This window comes from Streptomyces sp. NPDC031418, from assembly GCF_055581605.1.
This window is the reverse complement of the sequence record NZ_JBVIJC010000017.1, coordinates 78,402-100,998: the sequence shown is the minus strand read 5'-3', so window position 1 is coordinate 100,998 and position 22,597 is coordinate 78,402. Positions and strand designations below refer to the sequence as shown.

General features: G+C 72.0%; 17 protein-coding genes and 1 tRNA gene. 8 read left to right on the top strand and 10 right to left on the bottom strand.

The genetic code is table 11. From position 1 onward, the window contains the following. Nucleotides 1-40: 40 nt before the first annotated feature. Nucleotides 41-1,795: a glycoside hydrolase family 35 protein gene (locus ACZ5CZ_RS25065; RefSeq protein WP_468946123.1), complete on the bottom strand. Its 1,755-nt coding sequence runs from the start codon at nucleotides 1,793-1,795 to the stop codon at nucleotides 41-43. A gap of 98 nt (nucleotides 1,796-1,893) precedes the next feature. Between ACZ5CZ_RS25065 and ACZ5CZ_RS25060 the strand changes: the two genes are divergently transcribed. The 3 genes from ACZ5CZ_RS25060 to pepN all read left to right on the top strand — a co-directional run bounded on the left by ACZ5CZ_RS25060 (nucleotide 1,894) and on the right by pepN (nucleotide 5,784). Continuing rightward, nucleotides 1,894-2,784: a helix-turn-helix domain-containing protein gene (locus ACZ5CZ_RS25060; protein WP_468946120.1), complete on the top strand. Its 891-nt coding sequence runs from the start codon at nucleotides 1,894-1,896 to the stop codon at nucleotides 2,782-2,784. A gap of 34 nt (nucleotides 2,785-2,818) precedes the next feature. Then, entirely contained in the window at nucleotides 2,819-3,166 is a 348-nt protein-coding gene (locus ACZ5CZ_RS25055) for a chorismate mutase (protein ID WP_450785725.1), read from the top strand. A gap of 125 nt (nucleotides 3,167-3,291) precedes the next feature. Then, nucleotides 3,292-5,784 carry an aminopeptidase N gene (gene pepN / locus ACZ5CZ_RS25050; protein ID WP_468946117.1) on the top strand — a complete coding sequence of 831 codons (2,493 nt, stop codon included), beginning with the start codon at nucleotides 3,292-3,294 and terminating at the stop codon, nucleotides 5,782-5,784. Nucleotides 5,785-6,398: 614 nt separating this feature from the next. Here pepN and ACZ5CZ_RS25045 read toward each other — a convergent pair. Continuing rightward, on the bottom strand, nucleotides 6,399-6,938 hold the full coding sequence (locus ACZ5CZ_RS25045; RefSeq protein WP_385843036.1) for a GNAT family N-acetyltransferase: 540 nt from the start codon (nucleotides 6,936-6,938) through the stop codon (nucleotides 6,399-6,401). A gap of 169 nt (nucleotides 6,939-7,107) precedes the next feature. Between ACZ5CZ_RS25045 and ACZ5CZ_RS25040 the strand changes: the two genes are divergently transcribed. From ACZ5CZ_RS25040 to pyk, 4 genes are all read left to right on the top strand, one after another. Further along, the gene (locus ACZ5CZ_RS25040) at nucleotides 7,108-8,526 is read left to right on the top strand and encodes a pyridoxal phosphate-dependent decarboxylase family protein (protein WP_468946281.1); all 1,419 of its coding nucleotides are present in this window, start codon (nucleotides 7,108-7,110) and stop codon (nucleotides 8,524-8,526) included. Next, on the top strand, nucleotides 8,523-9,932 hold the full coding sequence (locus ACZ5CZ_RS25035) for a lysine N(6)-hydroxylase/L-ornithine N(5)-oxygenase family protein (RefSeq protein WP_385843037.1): 1,410 nt from the start codon (nucleotides 8,523-8,525) through the stop codon (nucleotides 9,930-9,932). Before ACZ5CZ_RS25040 ends, ACZ5CZ_RS25035 begins: the two co-directional genes overlap by 4 nt. A 52-nt stretch (nucleotides 9,933-9,984) precedes the next feature. Further along, on the top strand, nucleotides 9,985-11,133 hold the full coding sequence (locus ACZ5CZ_RS25030) for a GDSL-type esterase/lipase family protein (protein WP_468946113.1): 1,149 nt from the start codon (nucleotides 9,985-9,987) through the stop codon (nucleotides 11,131-11,133). A gap of 137 nt (nucleotides 11,134-11,270) precedes the next feature. Continuing rightward, a complete protein-coding gene (gene pyk / locus ACZ5CZ_RS25025; RefSeq protein ID WP_385843039.1) occupies nucleotides 11,271-12,707 on the top strand; it encodes a pyruvate kinase in 1,437 nt (478 codons plus the stop codon). A 66-nt stretch (nucleotides 12,708-12,773) separates the two neighbouring features. Here pyk and ACZ5CZ_RS25020 read toward each other — a convergent pair. After that, nucleotides 12,774-12,848 (bottom strand) — tRNA-Leu (locus tag ACZ5CZ_RS25020). 146 nt (nucleotides 12,849-12,994) lie between these two features. Here ACZ5CZ_RS25020 and ACZ5CZ_RS25015 point away from each other — a divergent pair. Then, nucleotides 12,995-13,606: an ANTAR domain-containing response regulator gene (locus ACZ5CZ_RS25015; RefSeq protein ID WP_385843302.1), complete on the top strand. Its 612-nt coding sequence runs from the start codon at nucleotides 12,995-12,997 to the stop codon at nucleotides 13,604-13,606. 50 nt (nucleotides 13,607-13,656) lie between these two features. Here ACZ5CZ_RS25015 and ACZ5CZ_RS25010 read toward each other — a convergent pair whose 3' ends face one another. The 7 genes from ACZ5CZ_RS25010 to ACZ5CZ_RS24980 all read right to left on the bottom strand — a co-directional run bounded on the left by ACZ5CZ_RS25010 (nucleotide 13,657) and on the right by ACZ5CZ_RS24980 (nucleotide 22,582). Beyond that, complete coding sequence (locus ACZ5CZ_RS25010; protein WP_468946109.1) at nucleotides 13,657-14,373, bottom strand: ABC transporter ATP-binding protein; 717 nt, start codon at nucleotides 14,371-14,373, stop codon at nucleotides 13,657-13,659. Then, the gene (locus ACZ5CZ_RS25005; protein WP_450785735.1) at nucleotides 14,370-15,236 is read right to left on the bottom strand and encodes an ABC transporter ATP-binding protein; all 867 of its coding nucleotides are present in this window, start codon (nucleotides 15,234-15,236) and stop codon (nucleotides 14,370-14,372) included. The genes ACZ5CZ_RS25010 and ACZ5CZ_RS25005 overlap by 4 nt, the downstream gene beginning before the upstream one ends. Before the next feature lie 6 nt (nucleotides 15,237-15,242). After that, nucleotides 15,243-17,015, bottom strand: a complete 1,773-nt coding sequence (locus tag ACZ5CZ_RS25000) for a branched-chain amino acid ABC transporter permease (RefSeq protein ID WP_450785795.1) — start codon at nucleotides 17,013-17,015, stop codon at nucleotides 15,243-15,245. A 5-nt stretch (nucleotides 17,016-17,020) separates the two neighbouring features. Further along, nucleotides 17,021-17,950, bottom strand: coding sequence for a branched-chain amino acid ABC transporter permease (locus tag ACZ5CZ_RS24995; protein ID WP_385843043.1), 930 nt, complete (start codon nucleotides 17,948-17,950; stop codon nucleotides 17,021-17,023). 129 nt (nucleotides 17,951-18,079) lie between these two features. Continuing rightward, on the bottom strand, nucleotides 18,080-19,291 hold the full coding sequence (locus tag ACZ5CZ_RS24990) for a branched-chain amino acid ABC transporter substrate-binding protein (RefSeq protein ID WP_468946276.1): 1,212 nt from the start codon (nucleotides 19,289-19,291) through the stop codon (nucleotides 18,080-18,082). 400 nt (nucleotides 19,292-19,691) lie between these two features. After that, nucleotides 19,692-20,180 (bottom strand): hotdog fold thioesterase, encoded by a 489-nt coding sequence (locus ACZ5CZ_RS24985; protein WP_385843046.1) that lies wholly within the window; start codon nucleotides 20,178-20,180, stop codon nucleotides 19,692-19,694. Between the two features lie 53 nt (nucleotides 20,181-20,233). Further along, on the bottom strand, nucleotides 20,234-22,582 hold the full coding sequence (locus ACZ5CZ_RS24980; RefSeq protein ID WP_468946105.1) for an FdhF/YdeP family oxidoreductase: 2,349 nt from the start codon (nucleotides 22,580-22,582) through the stop codon (nucleotides 20,234-20,236). Nucleotides 22,583-22,597: the final 15 nt, after the last annotated feature.

Below are 22,597 nucleotides of genomic sequence, written 5' to 3'. Positions count from 1 at the left end.
GCCGGAGCCCTCCTCCACTGTAGGCGCCGCGGACCGCCGGTCACACGGGCAGCAGCCGGGGAGCCGGCCGGTCCGGGGCCGCGTCCTGGAGCTCCAGCAGCCACACGTCGTTCGCGCCCTCCCGGAGCACCGGCCCGGGCACGTACAGGGTCCGCTGCGGACCCACCGACCAGTAGCGGCCCAGCCCGAACCCGTTGACCCACGCGAAGCCACGGGTCAGGCCGGGCAGCTCCAGCCGTGCGTCCCCGGCCCCGCGGACCACGGCCGTCCCCCGGTACAGCCCCGGCCCGCCCCGCCCGGGCGGCGCACCGAACGGCACCGCGTCCACACCACCGCGGAAGGCATCCAGATCGAGGCCACGCGCGCGTACCCCGTGCAGATACTGCCGCTCGTGCAGGATGCCGCCGGTGACGCCCTTCGCCTCGCCGAACCGCGGCCCGTAGTTCACCCGGCCCAGGGACTCCACCCACAGCTCCACGCGCGCGGGACCCGCCACGGGCTCCGGCAGCCGCGGCTCCTCCTCGGTGAGCACCCCGGCCCGCTCGCCGTCGACGTACACCACCGCCAGGTCCCGCAGCCCGCGCACGGTCAGCGGGTACGGCCGGCGCGGTCCGGGCACGTCCACCGTGTAGCGCACGAGCCCCCGGGTGACCCGCAGTTCCTCGAAGGAGGGCGGCAGCGCGGCGGTCACCTCCTCGCCGCCCAGCGTGTCCAGGACGTCGCCCAGGGCCGCCCAGGAGGTCACCGCCACCTCGGCCGGAGAGCCCAGCACCGGCGGCCGCGGCGGCAGGGCGGGCAGCGGCCCGGGCGCGTACTCGGCCAGCACCTCGCGCAGCCGCCAGAACTTCTCCGTCGGGCGGCCGTACTCGTCGACGGGGGCGTCGTAGTCGTACGACGTCACGTCCGGCCCGAGCGGGCCCTCGTGCAGCGGGCCGCCCCGGTTGGCGCCCGCCCAGCCGCCGAAGCTGGTCCCGCCGTGCGCCATGTACAGGTTCACCGACGCCCCGCACGCCAGGATCTCCCGCAGCGTCGCGGCGGCCTCGCCCGGGTCGCGTACGACCGGCTCCCCGGCCCAGTGGCAGAACCAGCCGCACCAGAACTCCATGCACATCAGCGGGCCCTGCGGGCGGTGGCGGCGCAGCGCCTCGAAGGCCACGCGCGCGTGGGAGCCGAAGTTCACCGTCGCGAGCACCCCGGGCAGCGAGCCGCCGGTCAGCATGTGGTCCTCGGGACCGTCCGAGGTGCACAGCGGAACCGTCACCCCCTCGGCCCGCAGCAGCGCGGCCAGCTCCCGGAGATGGCCGGTGTCGCTGCCGTAGCTGCCGTACTCGTTCTCCACCTGGACCAGCAGCACCGGGCCGCCGCGGTCGGTCTGCCGGGACACGATGTCCGGCAGCAGACGGCGGAACCAGTCGCGCACCGGCGCCATATAGCGCTCGTCGCGCGTACGCGCGCGCGTGCCCGGCCCGCCCGTCACCCACACCGGCACCCCGCCGTTCTCCCACTCCGCGCAGATGTACGGCCCCGGCCGCACCACCGCCCACAGGCCCGCCTCCGCGACCGCGTCCAGAAAGCGGCCGACCGCCGCGACGTCCCGGTACTCGCCCGGGGCCGGTGCGTGCAGGTTCCAGGGGACGTACGTCTCCACGCAGTTCAGGCCCATGGCACGCAGCATCGCCAGCCGGTGCCGCCAGAGCCGCTCGTGCACCCGGAAGTAGTGCAGCGCCCCGGACAGCAGCCGCACCGGCCGCCCGTCCAGCAGGAACTCCGACTCCCCGACCGTGAACTCGCCCATGCCTCCCAGCCTCACCCCTTCCGGTGATCGCCGCCATGGACGAAGATCGGCGCTGCTTGGACAGAAGTCCGCTGCCGCCGAGGCCGCGAGGAGCGCCGATGTACCAGACCTGGATGCGGTTCTTCAGCCCCGGCCCCGCCCACCACCGGCTCGGCCTGGTCTGCCTCGGCGTGGGCCTCCAGCACGGTGCGCTGCCCACCGTCGGCCCGCGCACCCTCGACCACCACGTGGCCGTGGTGATCAGCGCGGGCGGCGGCTGGTACCGGGCCGCGGACGGCCGCCGTACGACCGTCACGGCGCCCGCGCTGCTCTGGCTCACCCCCGGCGTGCCGCACCACTACGCGCCCGACGCGGACTCCGGCTGGGACGAGGGCTTCGTCGACTTCGCCGGCCCCGCCACACCCTCGTACACCGAACTCGGCTACATCGAACCCGACCGGCCCGTCGTCCCCCTCTCCGACGCCGCCGCGCCCCGCGCGGTCATCGCCCGCATCGCCCGCGCCGCCCGCCGCGGCAACCCCCTGCTGGAGGTGGAGACCGGCGCCGCCGTGCACGAGCTGCTGGTGGCCCTGCGCCGCGCCCGCGCCGATCTCGCCCCGGACGGCGACCAGGTGCTCCAGGCGCTGGCCCGGGACGCCTGCACGACGATGAGCGTCGCCGACCACGCCGCCCGGCACGGGATGACCGCCGCCGAGCTGCGCAGTGCCGTCCGCCGGGCCGCCGGATGCACCCCCAAGGACTATCTCCTCGGCATCCGCCTGGGCCGCGCCAAGGAACTCCTGGCCGCCACGGAGCTGTCCGTCGCCGCCGTGGCGCGCCGGGTCGGTTACGACGACCCCGCCTACTTCTCGCGGCTCTTCACCCGCCGCGTCGGCCTCGCCCCGGTCCGCTTCCGGGCCCAGCAGGGCCGTGCCGTCCCGGGCGGCTGGAGCGACCGGGTCCCCGAGCCCGGCCAGCCCCCGATGATCCAGTCCCCGGACACCCCGTAGGCCGACCGCCGCCGAGCACATAGGGTTGACACCCATGACCACCAGCAACACCGGCACCGGTGCCGTGGACCCCGAGGTCCGCCAGGAACTGGAGCGGCTGCGCGACAGCATCGACAACATCGACGCGGCCGTCGTCCATATGCTCGCCGAGCGCTTCAAGTGCACCCAGCAGGTCGGCCGGCTCAAGGCCGTGCACCAGCTGCCGCCCGCCGACCCGGCCCGCGAGGCCCGCCAGATCGAGCGGCTGCGCCGCCTCGCCGAGAGCGCCAAGCTCGATCCGGCGTTCGCCGAGAAGTTCCTGAACTTCATCATCGCCGAGGTGATCCGGCACCACGAGAGCATCGCCGAGGACACCGTCAACGGACAGTCCGCACAGCACTGACACCGAAAAGGCGGGGCGTCAAGGGGGCGGCGGGCGCACGCGCCGGGCGCCCCGGTGCACCGGACATAAGCCGTGTACCGACCCGCCCCTGTGCGGTGTCGGTCCCATCGGGCAGCATGGCGTGCATGTCCGTACTCACGCGCGACGAAGCGCAAGCCCGAGCACAGCTCCTCGACGTCCACCGGTACACGGTCGAACTGGACCTCACCACCGGGGACGAGACCTTCCTCTCCCGCACAGTGATCCGGTTCACCGCGCTGGCCGAGGGAGACACGTTCGTCGAGCTGAAGCCCGCGGAACTGCGCGCCGTCACGCTCGACGGGCAGCCCCTCGACCCGGAGTCGCTGCACGCGGACCGGCTGCCCCTGAAGAACCTCACCGCCGGCGAGCACGAGCTGCACGTCGATGCGGTCATGCGCTACTCCCGCACCGGCGAGGGCATGCACCGCTTCACCGACCCCAGCGACGGCGAGACCTACGTCTACTCGCAGCTGTTCATGGACGACGTCCAGCGCGTCTTCGCCGCCTTCGACCAGCCCGACCTGAAGGCCGTCTTCGAGGTGTCCGTCACGGCGCCCGAGGGCTGGACCGTCCTCGCCAACAGCGTCACCGAGCACCAGGGCGACGGCCGCTGGCAGGCCGCACCCACCCCGCCGGTCTCCACCTACCTGGTCGCCGTCGCCGCCGGCCCCTGGCATTCGGTGCGCACCGAACACCGCGGGCTGCCCTTCGGCCTGCACTGCCGCCGCTCCCTCGCCCCCTACCTGGACGCCGACGCCGAGGAGATCCTCGACATCACGCGCGCGTGCTTCGACCGCTACCACGAGAAGTTCGAGGAGCCCTACCCCTTCGACTCCTACGACCAGGCGTTCGTCCCCGAGTTCAACGCGGGCGCCATGGAGAACCCGGGCCTGGTCACCTTCCGCGACGAGTTCGTCTACCGCTCCGCCGTCACGGAGACCGAGCGGCAGATCCGCGCCATGGTCGTCGCGCACGAGATGGCCCACATGTGGTTCGGCGACCTCGTCACCCTGCGGTGGTGGGACGACGTCTGGCTGAACGAGTCCTTCGCCGAGTACATGGGCTACCAGACCACCGCCGAGGCCACCCGCTTCACCGGCCCCTGGACCGAGTTCGCCGTCACCCGCAAGTCCTGGGGCTACGACGCCGACCAGCGGCCCACCACCCACCCGGTCGCCCCCGAGAACGTCGAGGACACCGCCTCGGCGCTGCTCAACTTCGACGGCATCTCCTACGCCAAGGGCGCCTCCGCGCTGCGCCAGCTGGCCGCCTGGCTCGGCGAGAAGGACTTCCTCGCCGGCATCAACACCCACTTCGCCCGGCACAAGTTCGGCAACGCCAGCCTCGCCGACTTCATCGACTCCCTCGCCTCGGCCACCGACCGCGACGTGCACGCCTGGGCCGACAGCTGGCTGCGCACCACCGGCGTCGACACGCTCACCCCGGTGATCGCCTCCACCGAGGGCAGCTGCACGCTGACCGTCGACCGCGCGGGCAGCCGCCCGCACCGCATCACCGCCGGCCTGTACGACCACGACCTCGCCGACGAGGGCCGGCTGGTGCTGCGCGAGCGCCTCGACCTGGACGTGCCGTCGGCCGACCCGCACCCCATCGGCAAGCGCCCCGCCCTGCTCCTGCTCAACGACGGCGACCTCACCTACGCCAAGATCCGCTTCGATGCCGGCTCCTTCGAGACGGTCCGCACCGCCCTGTCCGCCCTGCCCGACCCGCTCAGCCGCGCGCTCGTCTGGAACGCCCTGCGGGACGCCGTCCGCGACGGTGAACTCCCGCCCGCCGTCTACCTGGAGACGGCCCGCGCCCACCTTCCGCGCGAGACCGACCTGGCCGTCGTCGAGGGCGCCCTGGCCTTCGCCTCGGGCCAGATCGCCGACCAGTACCTGCGTCCCGAGGACCGCCCGGCCGCCCTGGCCACCCTCACCTCCCTCGCCCGCGACCTGCTGCGCCGCACCGAGGACGGCGACCACCCCGGCCTGCGCCTGCTCGCCGTGCGGCAGTTCGTCGACGCGGCCGCGCACCCCGACACCATCGCCGCCTGGCTCGCGGACGGCACGGTGCCCGGCGGACCGGAACTCGACCCCGAGCTGCGCTGGCGCATCCTCGGCCGGCTCGCCGTGCTCGGCGCCACCGACGAGGCCGCCATCGCCGCCGAGCTGGAGCGCGACCCGAGCGCCACCGGCCAGGAGGGCGCCGCCCGCTGCCGGGCCGCGCTGCCCGACCCGGACGCCAAGCGCGCGGCCTGGGACGCCATGTTCACCCGCGACGACCTGTCCAACTACCTGTTCACCGCCACCGCCCGCGGCTTCTGGCAGCCCGAACAGGCCGACCTGGTACGGGAGTACGTGCCGCGCTTCTACGAGGACGCGGTCGGCCTCGCCGCCCGCCGGGGCCCCGCCATCGCCGTCGCCGCCGGCCGCTGGTGCTTCCCGGCGCACGCCGTGGACGCCGAGAACCTCCGGCTCGGCGAGGCCTGCCTGCGCGACGCGGACCCCGTCCCCTCCCTCCGCCGCACCCTCGCCGACCGCCTGGACGACCTGTCCCGCGCGCTACGGGTACGCGGCGAGCGAACGGAGGTATAGCGGCCCCGCACCGACAGAGTCTGCGGCACCGGGGGGCGGAGGGGGCGAGCCGCCGCGCGCGAGCGCCCCGCACAACCCCCACCCGTGCGCCGGAGCACGCCGGCGCCCCGGCCGCCCCGCTCCGGCGCCCGGGCCGCCCCGCTCCGGCGCCCAGGTCGCCCCGCTTCGGAGGCCTCCGCCTCGGCCCGGCGAGGCCTCCTCCCCTCTCCGGCGCGGCCGCCGCCCGGCGCGGCCGCCGCCCGGCCCGGCACGCGGCCCGGCCCGGCACGCGGCCCGGCCCGGCACGCGGCCCGGCCCGGCACGCGGCCCGGCCCGGCACGCGGCCCGGCCCGGCACGCGGCCCGGCCGAGGCCGCGGCGGTGCAGCGGCAGGACTCCGTCGTCGCGGCCCGCGAGCGAAGGCAGCAGTGAGCGGCCGTACTCCTGGAAGACCGCCCCTGCGCGCCCTCTCCCGGGGACGCCGCCCCGCCAGGGTGCCGCCCTGCGCGGCCTCTCCCGAGGGCGCCGTCCGGCGCAGTACCGCCCGGTGTACGCGCCCTTCGCACGGGGCCCGGGGGCGCTGCCCCGCTAGGGCCCCGCCCCGCTAGGGCACCGTCCCGCTAGGGCACCGTCCCGCTAGGCCGCCGCCCGGCGCAGTACCGCCCGGCGTACGCGCCCCTCGCGCGGGCCCGGGCGGCGGTTGCCCGGCTCCTCCTGGGGTGGCGAGCCGGTGTCCAGGCTGAACCCCAGCCGCTCCAGGAAGCGTTCGCCGGAAGGCCAGCCGGGGGGCACCGTCGCCGTCACCGTCGTGGTGTCCCCGGCGCGGGCCAGCAGCGACGCGGCGAGCAGCCGGCCGAGCCCCCGGCCCCGCGCCCAGGGGGCCAGCAGGAACAGCCCCACCGCCACCGCGCCCGGCTCCGGATGGTTCCGTACGGCGTCCACCACGCCCGCCACCACCCCGTCCCGCTCCAGCACCAGCAGCACCTTGTCGTCGGGGCTCGCACCCTCCGGCAGCGCGTAGTACAGGCCCTGCACATCGCCCGGCCCGGACGGCAGCCCCGTCGCCGCCAGGAACCAGTCCTCGCACTCCTCGAACAGCCTCAGCAGCGGCCCCTCGTCCGCCGGGCCCAGCTCCCGCACCAGCACCCGCTCACCGGGCACGTCGATCGTCCACACGCACACCACCGCCCCAACGCGTTTTCCCCGTACGGGAATACCCACTTTCGGGTTCTGTTCGCCGGACTTTCGGGACGTGCGCTCCACTACCGGTACAAGCTGGAACTCCGGCCGTACGCCCAGAGCCCCGCACCCCGCCCGAGGAGGGTCCATGAGCGCAGGAGAGCCGTTGTCCATCCCGCCCCTCGCCGCAGGCCCCGGCGGCCCCGACGCACTGCGGCCGCTGCTCGGCACCGTGCTGGACGCGCTCGCCGCCGGCGGCCGGGCGCGCGGCGGGCCGCTGCCCGCGGGCGGACCGCAGGCCGTCGCCGCGCGCGTCGCCGACGTCCTCGGGGACGTCCTGCCGGACGACGGCGACCCCGACGCCCTGCGCACCCTGGTGCACGCCCTCGCCGAGGGCGCCGCCGACCCCGCCGACCCGCTGTGCGCGGCCCATCTGCACTGCCCGCCGCTCGCCGTGGCCACCGCCGCCGACCTCGCCGTCAGCGCCCTCAACCCCTCGCTGGACTCCTGGGACCAGGCCCCGGCCGCCTCCGCCCTGGAGGCCGAGGTCACCCGGGCCCTGGCGCGGCAGGCCGGCCTTGCCGACGCGCTGGTCACCACCGGCGGCACCGAGGCCAACCAGCTCGCCCTGCTGCTCGCCCGCGAGGCGCACGGCGGCAGCGTCCGGCTGGTCTGCGGGGCCGGCGCCCACCACTCGCTGCCGCGCGCCGCCTGGCTGCTCGGCCTGCCCGACCCGCTCGTCCTCCCGACTCCCGGCGGCACCCTGGACCCCGCCACCCTCGACGCCGCCCTCACCGTCCTCTCCGGCCCGCTGCTGGTCGCCGCGACCGCCGGCACCACCGACGCCGGCCTCATCGACCCGCTGCCCGAGATCGCCGGGCTGTGCACCGCGCACGGCGCCCGGCTGCACATCGACGCCGCCTACGGCGGAGGCCTCCTCTTCAGCGACCGGCACCGGGAGAAGCTCGCCGGGCTGGAGGCCGCCCACACCGTCACCCTCGATCTGCACAAGCTCGGCTGGCAGCCGGTCGCCGCCGGGCTCCTCGCAGTCGCCCGCCCCCGCGAACTCGCCGCCCTGCACCAGCGCGCCGACTATCTGAACGCGGACGACGACACCGAGGCCGGCCTCCCCGACCTGCTGGCCCGCTCCCCGCGCACCACCCGGCGCCCCGACATCCTCAAGATCGCCGTCACCCTGAGAACCCTCGGCCGCCGCGGACTCGGCGCCCTGGTCGACCAGGTCTGCGCCCGCGCCCGGGAGTTCGCCGCCCTGGTCCAGGACGACCCCGGCTTCGTGCTGTACGACCGGCCGGTGATCAGCACGGTCCTGTTCCGGCCGTACGCGGCCGCCGACGCCGACGTGGCCGCCGTACGCCGCACGCTGCTGCACGAGGGCCGGGCCGTCCTCGGCCGCGCCCGCCTCGACGGCCGGCTCTGGCTCAAGGCCACCTTCCTCAACCCCCACACCCGCCCGGCCGACCTCGCCCACCTCCTCGAACTCGTCGGCAAACACGCCGCAGAAGCCGCCGCAGAGCCCGCCGAAGACCTTGTGGAACCACCCGTCGAAGGAAGCCCCCTCAGATGACCCACCCCCCACGGCACGAGCCCGAGTCCCCCCGTGACCTGGTCGGCATCGGCATCGGGCCGTGCAACCTCTCCCTCGCCGCCCTCGCCCACCCGCTCGCCGAACTCGACGCCGTCTTCTACGAGCAGCGCCCCGGCTTCGACTGGCACCCCGGCCTGCTCATCGAGGGCGCCACCATCCAGGTGCCGTTCCTCGCCGACCTGGTGACCCTCGCCGACCCCACCAGCCCCTGGAGCTTCCTGAACTACCTGCGCGGCCGCGACCGGCTGTTCCCCTTCTACTTCGCGGAGCGCTTCCACATCCACCGTGCCGAGTACGACGGCTACTGCCGCTGGGTCGCGCAGCAGCTGCCCGGACTCCACTTCCGCCACCAGGTCGACGCCGTCCGCTGGAACCCCGAACGGGACGTCTTCGAGGTCGACTTCACCCAGCTCGACAGTGAGGGCGAGGCCGAGGCCCTGGGCCGTACCTACACCCGCAACGTCGTCCTGGGCGTGGGCACCGCACCCCATGTGCCCGACCCGCTCCAGCCCCTCGTGGACGCCCCCGGCGTGCCGGTGATCCACGCCGCCGACTATCTCGGCCACCGCGCCGCCCTGCTCGCCGCCGGGCATGTCACCGTCGTCGGCTCCGGCCAGTCCGGCGCCGAGATCTTCCTCGACCTGCTGCGCCACCGCCCGGCCGGCCGGGAGCAGCTGCACTGGATCGGCCGCAGCGAGGCGTTCGCACCGATGGAGTACTCCAAGCTCGGCCTGGAGCACTTCACCCCGGACTACACCCGCTACTTCCACGCCCTCGCCGAGCCCGTCCGGGACCGGCTGGTCGCCGCCCAGTGGCAGCTGCACAAGGGCATCGACGCCGACACCGTCGCCGCCATCCACGACGAGCTGTACCGGCGCACCCTGGACGGCGGCTGGCCCGACGCCGTGCTCACCCCCGGGGTCCGGGTCCGTACGGCCGGCCGGATCGCCACCACCCGGATCGAACTGCACCTGGAACACCTCCAGCAGAGCAGCCGCTCCCGGCTGACCACCGACGCCGTCGTCCTCGCCACCGGCTACCGCGAGCGCCCCCTCGGCCGCATCCTCGCCGGACTCGACCCCTACATGCGCCGGGACAGCAGCGAACGCCCGCGCATCGACGAGGAGTTCAGGATGGTCCTCGACCCCTCCGTGACCGGCGCGGTCTACGTCCAGAACGCCGAGCTGCACACCCACGGCATCGGCGCGCCCGACCTCGGCCTCGCCGCCTGGCGCAGCGCGAGCATCCTCAACTCGCTCACCGGCAAGGAGCCGTACCCGCTGCCGGTCCGAACCGCCTTCACCACCTTCGGACTTCACCAGGAACCCCGGGTTCCGCAGGCCCGGCAGGCGAAGCGGCTGACCCCGCTGACCGACGGGAGGTGAGAAAGCCGGCCATACCGGAAGAACGAGCCGCCCGACGGTGTTGGGGGCTGCCATGAACACGACTTGGATCGCCGCCCGCCGTGCCGCCGTCGTCAGCCCGTACGAGAGTTCCGCGCTGGCCCCGAGTCGGGGCTTCGCCGGACAGACCCTCCGTCAGTATCTGCGGCTCGCCGGGGGAGGGGAGGCGGTGCGGATCACGCTCAGCAACCGCTACGGCAAGGAGCCCCTGGAGATCGGCGCCGCCCGCCTCGCCACCCGCGCCGCCGGCCACGGCATCGACCCGGCGACCGACACCCCGCTCACCTTCGCCGGGTCCGCCACCGTCACGATCCCGGCGGGCGAGGAGACCGTCAGCGACCCGGTCGAGCGTGCCGTCACCGCCGGCCAGGAACTCGCCGTCAGCCTCTATCTTCCCGGCGACACCGGCCTGACCACCTTCTCGATGGTGCCCTACGACACCGGCCACGCGGCCCCCGGCGACCAGGCGTCCGCCGCGCGGCTGCGCGACGCCGAGGAGGTGCCGACCGGCCACTTCGGCATCGGCGCCGATGTACGGGCGCCCGAGGGCACCCGGATCGCGGTGGCCTTCGGCGACTCCTGGATCGAGGGCACGGGCACCACGCCCGGCCGGGACGGCAGCTTCCCCGCGCAGCTCGGCCGCCGGCTCGGCCGCGGCTGGATCGTCAACCAGGGCATCGCCGGCAACCGCCTGCTCACCGACGAGATCGGCGAGCGTCTGCTCAGCCGCGTCGACCGCGATGTCCTCGCGGTGCCCGGGGTGAGCCATGTCCTGATCCACATCGGCCTCAACGACCTCGGCATGCCCGGCTTCCGCGCCTTCCCCGCACCCGCCGCGGGTGCCGGCGCGGCCGACCTCATCACCGGGCTCACCGCTCTCGCCGAGCGCCTGCGGGCCGCCGGCCTCACCGTGATCGGCTCCACCATCGGCCCGTACCGGGGCACGGTTTACGAGGGGTACGACACCGAAGCCGGCCAGGCCGCGCGGCGCGAGGTCAACGCCTGGCTGCTCAGCGACCGGAACCCGTTCGACGCGGTGGTGGACGTGGCCGCCGCCGTCGCCGACCCGGAGCAGCCCGAACGGATCCGCCCGGAATTCGACAGCGGCGACGGTCTGCACGTCAATGACGCCGGCGCGAAAGCGATCGCCGACGCCGTGGACGTCCGTCTGTTCGACCTCTAGAACGAGAAACCGGGAAATCGCTCAAAGGAGCGGGCTGTCGCCCAATTCAACACTTGTCAATAAGCCTTTACCCAGAGTCTGTTGAGTGGACATACGGTGCCGATTCTCTACCCGCGGGTAAGCCATAGGCTCGACTCATGCGCCGAGCAAAGATCGTTTGTACATTGGGGCCCGCCACCGACTCGTACGACCAGATCAAGGCACTGGTCGAAGCCGGAATGGACGTCGCCCGTTTCAACCTCAGCCACGGCACCTACGCCGAACACGAGGAGCGTTATCAGCGCGTACGGAAAGCGGCCGACGAAACCGGCCGCAGCGTGGGAATCCTCGCCGACCTTCAGGGTCCGAAGATCCGCCTCGGCCGCTTCCGCGAAGGACCGGTACTCCTTGAACGCGGGGACACCTTCACCATCACCGTCGAGGAGGGCGTCGAGGGCGACCGCCACCAGGTCGGCACCACCTACGCCGGTCTCGCCGCCGACGTCACCCCCGGCGAGCGCGTCCTCGTCGACGACGGCAAGGTCTGCCTGGAGGTGACCGCCGTCGACGGCCCCCGGGTGCGCACGGTGGTGGTCGAGGGCGGCATGGTCTCCGACCACAAGGGCCTCAACCTCCCCGGCGTCGCCGTCTCCGTCCCCGCCCTCTCCCCGAAGGACGAGGACGACCTGCGGTGGGCGCTGCGCACCGGCTTCGACGTCATCGCCCTCTCCTTCGTCCGCAGCGGCGACGACGCCAGGGACGTGCAGCGCATCATGGCCGAGGAGGGCCGCCGCCTCCCGGTGATCGCCAAGATCGAGAAGCCGCAGGCCGTCGCCGACCTCGACTCCATCGTGGCCGCGTTCGACGGGCTGATGGTCGCGCGCGGCGACCTCGGGGTGGAGATGCCGCTGGAGCAGGTGCCGATCGTGCAGAAGCGCGCGGTCAAGCTGGCCAGGCGCAATGCCAAGCCGGTCATCGTGGCCACCCAGATGCTCGACTCGATGATCGAGAACTCCCGGCCGACCCGCGCCGAGGCCTCCGACGTGGCCAACGCGGTCCTCGACGGCGCGGACGCGGTGATGCTGTCCGGCGAGACCAGCGTCGGCAAGTACCCGGTCGAGACCGTGCGCACCATGGCGAAGATCGTCGAAGCGGCCGAGGAGGACATGCTGGCGGCCGGTCTGCCCCCGCTGACCGAGCGGAACAAGCCCCGCACCCAGGGCGGCGCGGTCGCCCGGGCCGCCGCCGAGATGGGCGACTTCCTCGGGGCGCGGTTCCTGGTGGCCTTCACCCAGTCGGGAGACACGGCCCGCCGGCTGTCCCGGTACCGGTCGCCGATCCCGCTGCTCGCCTTCACCCCGGAGCCGGCCACCCGCTCCCAGCTCAGCCTGACCTGGGGCGCCGAGACCTTCCTCGGCCCCCATGTCGACTCCACGGACGCCATGGTGGCCCAGGTGGACGAGCTGCTGCTGCGCTACGGCCGGTGCCGCAAGGGCGATGTCGTGGTCATCACGGCGGGTTCACCGCCCGGGGTCTCCGGCTCGACCAACATGGTCCGGGTGCATCACATCGGCGAGGACGACAGCCCGAAGTGAACGCGAAAAGGGCCCCTCTTCGAGAGGGGCCCGCAAGAAGTGCTGACCTTGGGATCCAAGGAAAAGTGCCCCGGGTCGGACTCGAACCGACACTGTACGGGTTTTGAATCCGTTGCCTGCTGCCAATTGGGCTACCGGGGCTCGCAGAATCCAAGGTTTCCCCCGACCCTCCGCGCGTCCACCATACCGTAGCTAGGTAGGCTCTTGTCAGCAGTACCCCTGCCCCTGAACGAGGAGCCCCCGTGACCGCCGAGTCGCCCCAGCCCGCAGACGCGCCCGACGACGAGATGTCGCACGTGCCTCCGCTGACGACCCGTGTCGTCATCGCCGAGGACGAGGCCCTGATCCGGCTCGACCTCAAAGAGATGCTGGAGGAGGAGGGGTACACCGTCGTCGGCGAGGCCGGGGACGGTGAGCAGGCGGTCGAGCTGGCCCGTGAGCACCGGCCGGACCTGGTGATCATGGATGTGAAGATGCCCAAGCTGGACGGCATCTCCGCGGCCGAGAAGATCGCCGAGGAGTCCATCGCCCCGGTCCTGATGCTCACCGCGTTCTCGCAGCGCGACCTGGTGGAGCGGGCCCGCGACGCCGGCGCCATGGCCTACCTGGTCAAGCCGTTCAGCAAGAGCGACGTCGTCCCGGCCATCGAGATGGCCGTCTCCCGCTTCACCGAGCTGCGCCAGCTGGAGAAGGAGGTCGCCGACCTCACCCTGCGGCTGGAGACCCGCAAGCTGGTCGACCGCGCGAAGTCCGTCCTCCAGACCGAGTACGGCCTGACCGAGCCGGCCGCGTTCCGCTGGATCCAGAAGACCTCCATGGACCGCCGGATGTCGATGCAGCAGGTCGCCGAGGCGGTCATCGCCGACAGCCAGGAGAAGAAGGCCGCGAAGAAGGGCTGACCGATGATTCCCCGCGCCCCTGCCGAGGCGCGGGGAAGCCGGCGTTCTTCTCAGTCCTCGCCCAGGTACGCCTTGCGTACCGACTCGTCGTGCAGCAGGTCCTGGCCGCTGCCCGACAGGACGACCGAGCCCACCTCCATGACATGGCCCTGGTCGGCCAGGGAGAGCGCCGCCTGGGCGTTCTGCTCGACCAGCAGAATCGTCGTCCCCTGCGACTTCAGCTCCGCGATCGTCGCCATGATCTTCTGCATCATGATCGGCGACAGGCCCATGGACGGCTCGTCCAGCATCAGCAGCTTCGGCCGGGACATCAGTGCCCTGCCCATCGCCAGCATCTGCTGCTCACCGCCGGAGAGGGTGCCCGCGGCCTGCCTGCGCCGCTCGCCCAGGATCGGGAAGAGGTCGTAGGCCCGCTGGATGTCCTTCTCGATGCCGTCCTTGTCCTTGCGGAGGAAGGCGCCGAGCTGGAGGTTCTCGGCGATGGTCAGGCGCGGGAAGATGTGCCGGCCCTCGGGGGAGTGCGCGAGCCCCAGGGCGACGATCTTGTGCGCCGGGATGCCGGCGAGCGGCTTGCCGTCGAAGACGATCTTTCCGGAGACCGGCTTCAGCAGACCCGACAGGGTGCGCAGGGTCGTCGTCTTGCCGGCGCCGTTGGTGCCGATGAGGGTGACGACCTGGCCGGCCTCGACGCTGAACGAGATGCCCTTGACGGCCTCGATCTTGCCGTAGGCGACCCTGAGGTCCTCGACCTCGAGCAGTGCGGTCACGGGGCCTCTCCCTCGGTGGTGCTCGTGCTCTCGGTGGCGGCGTCGGCGGCGGCCTCCGCGGCCTCGACCTCGGCGGCCTCCGCCGTACCCGGGTCGCCCTCGAACGGTTCGCCCAGGTAGGCGGCGACGACCCGCTCGTCGGCCTGGACGACGTCCGAGGTGCCCTCGACCAGCTTCTCGCCCTGGACGAGGACGGCGACCCGGTCGCACAGGTTGAAGATGAAGCGCATGTCGTGCTCGATGACGAGGACGGCGATGCCCTTGTCCCGGATGGCGAAGACCAGTTCCTCGGTGGCCCGGGTCTCCTGCGGGTTCATGCCGGCCGTCGGCTCGTCGAGCAGCAGCAGCCCCGGCTCGCTGGCCAGCGCCCGGGCGATCTCCAGCTTGCGCTGCTCGCCGTAGGGCAGGTTGCGGGCGAGGTGCTCGCGCTTGCCGGCCAGGCCGACGAACTCCAGGAGTTCCATGGCCTTCGCCTCGGACTCCTTCTCCGCCTTGCGGAAGCCGGGGCCGCGCAGCAGTGCCGACCACAGCCCCTCCTTGGTGCGGGTGTGGCGGCCCACGAGGACGTTCTCCAGCACCGTCATGTTGGCGAAGAGCCGGATGTTCTGGAAGGTACGGGCGATGCCCGCCTGCGTCACCAGGTGCGGCTTGGGCGGCAGCACCTTGCCCTGGTAGGCGACCGTGCCCTCGGTGGGGACGTACAGACCGGTGAGGCAGTTGAAGAACGTCGTCTTGCCGGCGCCGTTGGGGCCGATCAGGCCGACGATCTCGCCGCTGTTGACCGTGAAGTCGACGGACCGGACGGCGGTCAGGCCGCCGAACCGCATGGTGACGTCACGGGCTTCGAGTACAGGTGTCGTCATGGTTCCTCACGCCCCTGCCTTGGTGACGGCCGCTTCGTCGGACAGCGTCGCCTGCTGGGGTACGTCGAGCTGGCCGGTCTCGTGGAACTCCAGCTGACGGCGGCGGTTGGCGATGATGCCCTCCGGCCGGAACCGCATGAGCAGGATCAGCGCGACACCGAAGGCCAGCAGCTCGTAGTTCTGCATGAACTGGAGCTTCTCCGGGATCAGATAGAGCAGGCTGGCGCCGAGCAGCGGGCCGCTGACGGTGCCCATGCCGCCGAGGACGACGGCGGCCAGCAGGAACGCCGAGTTGGGCGGGGCGGCACCGGCGAACTGGTAGGGCTGCGGGTTGACGCTGTAGTTCACGTGGGCCATCACGGTTCCGGCGAGACCCGCGAGGGAGGCGCCGAGGGCGAAGGCGATGAGCTTGACGCGGAAACCGTTGATGCCCATGGCGGTGGCGGCGGTCTCGTCCTCGCGGATGGCGATCCAGGACCGGCCGATACGGGAGTCGGCGGCGCGGGTGAAGACGAGCACGACGACGGCCGTGATGATCAGCATCAGGAACAGGTAGTTGGCGAACCGGCCGAGCGTGAACGAGCCGATCTGGTGGGCGTCGCCCAGGTTGAACCCGAAGATGTTGATGTCGGGGATCTGGGTGATGCCGTTGGGGCCGCGGGTGACGTTCGGTCCGGAGTCGCCGTCCAGGCTGTTGACGGTGATCCGGAAGATCTCTCCGAAGCCCAGGGTCACGATGGCCAGGTAGTCGCCGCGCAGCCGCAGTGTGGGCCCGCCGATCAGCACGCCGAAGACCAGCGAGGCGGCCATGCCGGTGAGCGCGGCGGCCCAGAAGGGGAAGTGGACGTCGAACGGCGAGTACTCGGAGCCCGAGACCAGCGCGGCCGCGTAGGCGCCGACGCCGAGGAAGGCGACGTAGCCGAGGTCGAGCAGACCGGTGAGACCGACGACGATGTTCAGGCCGAGGGCCACGGTGGCGAAGATCAGGATGTTCACGCCGATGTTGGCGTTGTGGTCGTCGCTCTGGGTGAACGGGAAGATCACGGCGGCCACGAAGGCGAGCGTGGTGGCGAAGCTCCGGTGCCGGGCGGACATGGCCGCGTAGCGGTCGAGGAGACCCGCGTGCACCAGGCCCCAGGCGGCGAACACCAGGACCAGCAGGAAGCCGATGAAGGTCTCGCTGTCGTCGTCGTTGATGCCGATGCCGTAGGTGAAGACCACCAGGCCGAGGGCGGTGCCGACGGTGACGGCGGCGCGCTCCGCGAGCGGCGACAGGCTGCCGTGGTGCGGCTGGTCGGGCTTGGTGAGATAGCCCTTGATGCCGGTGCCCGGCGCCGGGTGGGGCAGGGCGAGGGCGCCGATGAGCGGGAGCGCGGAGGCCGCCATGGCCACGAAGCCGCCCGGCTCCAGGTTGACCAGACCGCCGAGGTCGACGGCGATGGCGAGGCCGGTGAACCAGCAGACCGCGAACGCGGAGAGGCTGGTCAGGACGACGGGGGTGGTGGCGCCCGAGGGGTTGAGCCAGCCCAGCCCCTTCACGTTCCACAGGGTGAGCCCGTACAGCAGGGTCAGCGCGCCGGCGACCAGGGCCAGGATTTGCAGACCGGCCGGATAGCCGTAGATGGTCAGGTCGCCGGGGAAGTCGGGCGTCCAGGTCCAGCTGAGGAAGGTGCTGGCGATGGTGCCGACGGCGCCGGCCGCGATCAGCAGCCGGGCGGCCAGGGGCGGCAGCGGTATCGGACCGCGCTCGGCGGGGGCCTGGGTGGTGGTGTCGGTCATGCTGCTCACGCCCTGTCCGCGACGCGTTCGCCGAGCAGGCCCTGTGGCCTGAAGAGGAGTACGAGAATCAGGAGGACGAAGGCCCACACCGGGGCCCAGCTCATGCCGCCCAGCTGGTGCATGCCCGGGACGTCGGAGATGTAGGCGGTGGCCATGGCCTCGGCGAGACCGAGCACGAGACCGCCGAGCATGGCGCCGTAGATGTTGCCGATGCCGCCGAGGACCGCCGCGGTGAAGGCCTTGAGGCCGGCGAGGAAGCCCATGTCGTAGGAGACCGAGCCGTACTTGAGGCCGTACGCCGTGCCCGCGACCGCCGCGAACAGGCCGCCGATGGCGAACGCGATCACGATGATGCGGTTGGTGTCGATGCCCATCAGCTGCGCGGTGTCCGGGTCCTGCGCGGTGGCCTGCATGGCGCGGCCGGTGCGGGAGAGGCGGACGAAGAAGGCGAGGATCGCCATGCAGACCGGCGCGGCGATGATCAGGAAGACGTCACCGCTCTGCACCGTGACCGAGCCGAGGTGGTACGGCCCGAACGGCAGCTGCGGGAACACCCGGGCGGTCTTCGCGTTCGGGTAGAGGTTGAACACGAGCTGCTGGAGGGCGAGCGAGAGGCCGATGGCCGTGATCAGCGGTGCGAGCCGTGGCGCGCCCCGCAGCGGCCGGTAGGCGAAGCGCTCGGCGCCCACGGCGATCAGTACGGCGATCAGCGCGCCGCCGAGGAGCATCGCGGGCAGGGCTATCCACATGGATATGCCGTCGGGCAGGGCGAGATAGACCGTCAGGGCGCCGAAGCCGCCCGTCATGAAGATCTCGCCGTGGGCGAAGTTGATGAGCTGGACGATGCCGTACACCATCGTGTAGCCGATGGCGATCAGCCCGTACATCGAGCCGAGGAACAGCCCGTTGGCCAGCTGCTGCGGCAGGGTGTTCACCGCATGGCCTCCATGTGGTGGGGAGAGTCAAGGGGAAGGGAACGGACGGGCCGCGCGGTGACGGTGGTCAGTGCCGCGCGGCCCTGGTGGTGCGGTGGTGCCGTCGGTGCCTTAAGTCGGCCGGACCCGTTACTTCGGGTTGGCCAGGCCGCTCTTGACGGACTTCCACTCCCCGTTGGTGACCTGGTAGACGGTCAGCTGCTTGTTCGTGGTGTCGCCGAACTGGTCGAACGAGATCTTGCCGGAGATGCCGTCGAAGGAGGTGTTCTGGACGGCGTCGACGACCTTCGAGCGGGCGTCGTCCGGGAGCTTGCCGTCCTTCGCGACCTGGCCGACGGCCTTGATGATGGCGGTGGTGGCGTCGTAGGCGTACGAGCCGTAGGTGCCGTAGTCACCGGGGTACTTCTTGGCCTTGTAGGCGCTGACGAAGTCCTTGGCGGCGGGCAGGGTGTCGACCGGGACACCGATGGAGGTGACCAGGTCGCCCTCCGCGGCCTTGCCGGCGGTCTTGATGTAGGTCGGGGTGAACATGCCGTCGCCGCCGAACAGCGGGATCTTGGCCCCGGCGTCCTTGAGCTGCTTGGTCAGCACCTGGGACTCGTCGTACTGGCCGCCGTAGTACAGCAGGTCGGCACCCGAGTTCTTGATCTTGGTGACCAGGGTGGAGAAGTCGCGGTCGCCGACGCTGACGTGGTCGGTGCCGATGACCTTGCCGCCCTGCTTGGCGAACTGCTCCTTGAAGATCTTGGAGAGGCCGGCGCCGTAGGTCTGCTTGTCGTCGACGACGAACGCCTTCTTCTTGTGCAGGCCGTTGAAGGCGTAGTCCGCGGCGAACGCACCCTGGAGGGCGTCGGTGGTCGCGGTGCGGAAGTACGTCTTGAACGGACGGGACTTCTTGGTCTGCCAGTCCTTGCCCTGGGTCAGCTCCGGGGCGGTGTTGGACGGGGAGATCTGCACCAGGTTGGCGGTGGCGAAGACCTGCTGCATCTGCGTGGCCACACCGGAGTTGAGCGGGCCGACCACGCCGAGGACGCTCTTGTCGGAGACGAGCTGGGTGGCGTTCTGCTGGCCGGTGGCCGGGATCGCCTTGTCGTCCAGGGCCTTGATCTTGAAGGTGACGCCGGGGACGGTCTTGTTCTTGTTGGCGTCGTCCACGGCGATCTGCGCGCCGTACTGGATGCCGAGGCCCGTGGCGGAGTTCTGGCCGGTCAGCGGGGCGTCGACGCCGATCGTCACCGTCACGTTGCCGTTGTCGCCGCTGCCTTTGCCGTCGCTGTTGCGGGAGCCGCAGGCGGTGAGAGTCAGAGCTCCGGTGGTCAGCACGGAGGTAAGAATCACCAGAGAACGCTGTCGCACAATCGATCCTTTCCGCAGGCACACCAGTCCCCTGAAGGGTCAGCGGGTGCCGCGCCGGTACCGAACTCCCGTTGGAGCGGTGACTGGCCGTGACTCTAAGCCCGGTGTGGAGACCTGGGCAGCGCCGTGCGCTTCCTTGTGACTTTCTTGTTATGACGACGTGGACGCCTGACTTCCGGCCAGGAAGGTCTCGGCCGGTTTGGCGGAATTTCCGCGCGCTCCAGAAAGATCCATAAGGGCGCATCTTTGCAGAGGAGAAGGCCGTGTGTATTGCACGCACGTTACGGAGTGTTACACCCGGAAAAGAGAAATTCCCCAGCCAAAAGGGCCCGGTCCGGCTCCTGTTGGGGAGCGGTACCGGGCCCGTGCGGCGGGGTGCGGGGCGTCAGGCCGAGGCGCTCGCCCGGTCGCCGTCCTGCGGACGCACATCCCGCAACAGGCAGGTCAGCCGGGCCGTGCACACCCGGCGGCCCTCCTCGTCGCTGATCACGATCTCGTACGTCGCCGTGGACCGGCCCCGGTGCACGGGCGTGGCCACGCCGGTCACCAGGCCCGAGCGGACCCCGCGGTGGTGCGTGCAGTTGAGATCCACACCGACCGCGATCTTGGAGCTGCCGCCGTGCAGCATCGAGCCGACCGACCCCAGGGTCTCCGCCAGCACCGCGGAGGCGCCGCCGTGCAGCAGGCCGTACGGCTGGGTGTTGCCCTCCACCGGCATGGTCCCGACGACCTTCTCCGCCGAGGCCTCCAGGATCTGCACACCCATCCGGGTGCCCAGGTGCCCGGCCGAGAACAGGGCCGGGAGGTCGACACCGAGCGCGGCGTACTCCTCGAGGACCTCCTGCGGGAACTTCACCTGCTGCTGCTCACCCATCGGCCCTGCTCCGTTCGTCGTACGGCTCTCACATCGCGGCGCTGAGCAAACGCTCAGTCGGTCGCCGATTGTTCCAGACGGCCCTCCGCGCGCGCCTGGCCGTCCTCCGCACGTGCCTCGCGGCCGTCCTCCGTGCGCGCCTCCAGGCGTACGACGACGGACTTGCTGGCCGGGGTGTTGCTGGTGTCGGCGGTCGCGTCCAGCGGCACCAGGACATTGGTCTCGGGGTAGTACGCCGCCGCGCATCCCCGGGCCGTCGGATAGAGCACGACCCGGAAACCGGGCGCACGCCGCTCCACCCCGTCCCGCCACTCGCTCACCAGGTCGACGTACGCCCCCTCGGCGACCCCGAGCGCCCGCGCGTCCTCCGGGTTCACCAGCACCACCCGGCGGCCGTTGCTGATGCCCCGGTAGCGGTCGTCGAGCCCGTAGATCGTGGTGTTGTACTGGTCGTGCGAGCGCAGCGTCTGCAACAGCAGCCGCCCCGCGGGCAGTTCGGGGAACTCCACCGGCGCTGCCGTGAAGTTGGCCTTGCCGGTCGCCGTCGGGAAACGGCGCTCGTCGCGCGGGGCGTGCGGCAGCGTGAAGCCGCCGGGCCGGGCCACGCGCGCGTTGAAGTCCTCGAAACCGGGGATCACCCGCGCGATGCGGTCACGGATCGCCGCGTAGTCCTTCTCGAACTCCTCCCACGGCACCACACTCCGCTCGCCCAGCACCCGGCGGGCCATCCGGCACACGATCGCCGGCTCGGACAGCAGCCGCGGACCCGCCGGCGCCAGCCGGCCGCGCGAGGCGTGCACCATGCCCATGGAGTCCTCGACCGTCACGAACTGCTCGCCGCCGGCCTGCACATCCCGCTCGGTGCGCCCCAGCGTGGGCAGGATCAGCGCACGCGCGCCCGTGACGACGTGCGAGCGGTTCAGCTTGGTCGACACATGAACCGTCAGCCGCGCGCGCCGCATCGCGGCCTCGGTGACCTCCGTGTCGGGGGAGGCCGCGACGAAGTTGCCGCCCATCGCGAAGAACACCTTCGCCGTGCCGTCGCGCAGCGCGCGGATCGCCCGGACCACGTCGAAACCGTGCTCGCGCGGCGGGGCGAACCCGAACTCCTTCTCCAGCGCGTCCAGGAAGGCCGGCGCGGGCCGCTCGAAGATGCCCATCGTGCGGTCGCCCTGCACGTTCGAGTGGCCGCGCACCGGGCACACACCGGCACCCGGACGGCCGATGTTGCCGCGCAGCAGCAGGAAGTTGACCACCTCGCGGATGGTCGGCACGGCGTGCTTGTGCTGGGTGAGCCCCATCGCCCAGCAGACGATGGTCCGCTTCGAGGCGAGCACCATGGCGAGCGCCCGCTCGATCTCCGCGCGCGTGAGACCGGTCGCGGTCAGCGTCTCGTCCCAGTCGGCGGCCCGGGCCGCCTCGGCGAACTCCTCGAAGCCATGGGTGTGGTCGCGGACGAACTCCTCGTCGACCGCGCCCTCCGTCTCCAGCACCAGCTTGTTGAGGAGCCGGAAGAGGGCCTGGTCGCCGCCGATGCGGATCTGGAGGAACAGATCGGTGAGCGCGGCACCCTTGAGGAGTCCCTGCGGGGTCTGCGGGTTCTTGAACCGCTCCAGGCCCGCCTCGGGCAGCGGGTTGACGCTGATGATCCGCGCCCCGTTCGCCTTGGCCTTCTCCAGCGCCGACAGCATGCGCGGATGGTTGGTGCCCGGGTTCTGGCCGGCGACGATGATCAGGTCGGCCTTGTACAGGTCCTCCAGCAGGACACTGCCCTTGCCGATGCCGATGGTCTCGCTCAGCGCCGAGCCGGACGACTCGTGGCACATGTTCGAGCAGTCCGGCAGGTTGTTCGTGCCCAGCTCGCGCGCGAAGAGCTGGTACAGGAACGCCGCCTCGTTGCTGGTGCGGCCCGAGGTGTAGAAGACGGCCTCGTCGGGGGAGCCGAGGGCGGCGATCTCCTCGGCGATGATGTCGAAGGCACGCTCCCAGGTGACCGGTTCGTAGTGCTCCCCGCCCTCGGGCAGATACATGGGGTGGGTCAGCCGGCCCTGCTGCCCCAGCCAGTACCCGCTCCGGCCGGCCAGGTCGGCGACGGGGTGCGCGGCGAAGAACTCGGGGGTGACCCGGCGCAGGGTGGCCTCCTCGGCCACCGCCTTCGCGCCGTTCTCGCAGAACTCCGCCTTGTGCCGGTGGTCCGGCTCCGGCCAGGCGCAGCCCGGGCAGTCGAAGCCGTCCTTCTGGTTCACGCGCAGCAGCGTCAGCGCGGTGCGCTTCACACCCATCTGCCGCTGGGCGATGCGCAGGGTGTGCCCGATGGCCGGCAGCCCGGCGGCCGCGTGCTTCGGCTCCGCGACCTGCGGCGCGTCCTGAACCGGGTCTCCCTTGGGCGGCTTCGTCGCCATCGCCCGCTCCCCTTC

Excerpts from the sequence above, each read along its gene's own strand:
- ACZ5CZ_RS25065 (WP_468946123.1), bottom strand. The coding sequence starts at position 1,795 with ATGGGCGAGTTCACGGTCGGGGAGTCGGAGTTCCTGCTGGACGGGCGG.
- ACZ5CZ_RS25060 (WP_468946120.1), top strand. The coding sequence starts at position 1,894 with ATGTACCAGACCTGGATGCGGTTCTTCAGCCCCGGCCCCGCCCACCAC.
- ACZ5CZ_RS25055 (WP_450785725.1), top strand. The coding sequence starts at position 2,819 with ATGACCACCAGCAACACCGGCACCGGTGCCGTGGACCCCGAGGTCCGC.
- pepN (WP_468946117.1), top strand. The coding sequence starts at position 3,292 with ATGTCCGTACTCACGCGCGACGAAGCGCAAGCCCGAGCACAGCTCCTC.
- ACZ5CZ_RS25035 (WP_385843037.1), top strand. The coding sequence starts at position 8,523 with ATGACCCACCCCCCACGGCACGAGCCCGAGTCCCCCCGTGACCTGGTC.
- ACZ5CZ_RS25030 (WP_468946113.1), top strand. The coding sequence starts at position 9,985 with ATGAACACGACTTGGATCGCCGCCCGCCGTGCCGCCGTCGTCAGCCCG.
- pyk (WP_385843039.1), top strand. The coding sequence starts at position 11,271 with ATGCGCCGAGCAAAGATCGTTTGTACATTGGGGCCCGCCACCGACTCG.
- ACZ5CZ_RS25015 (WP_385843302.1), top strand. The coding sequence starts at position 12,995 with ATGTCGCACGTGCCTCCGCTGACGACCCGTGTCGTCATCGCCGAGGAC.
- ACZ5CZ_RS25005 (WP_450785735.1), bottom strand. The coding sequence starts at position 15,236 with ATGACGACACCTGTACTCGAAGCCCGTGACGTCACCATGCGGTTCGGC.
- ACZ5CZ_RS25000 (WP_450785795.1), bottom strand. The coding sequence starts at position 17,015 with ATGACCGACACCACCACCCAGGCCCCCGCCGAGCGCGGTCCGATACCG.
- ACZ5CZ_RS24985 (WP_385843046.1), bottom strand. The coding sequence starts at position 20,180 with ATGGGTGAGCAGCAGCAGGTGAAGTTCCCGCAGGAGGTCCTCGAGGAG.
- ACZ5CZ_RS24980 (WP_468946105.1), bottom strand. The coding sequence starts at position 22,582 with ATGGCGACGAAGCCGCCCAAGGGAGACCCGGTTCAGGACGCGCCGCAG.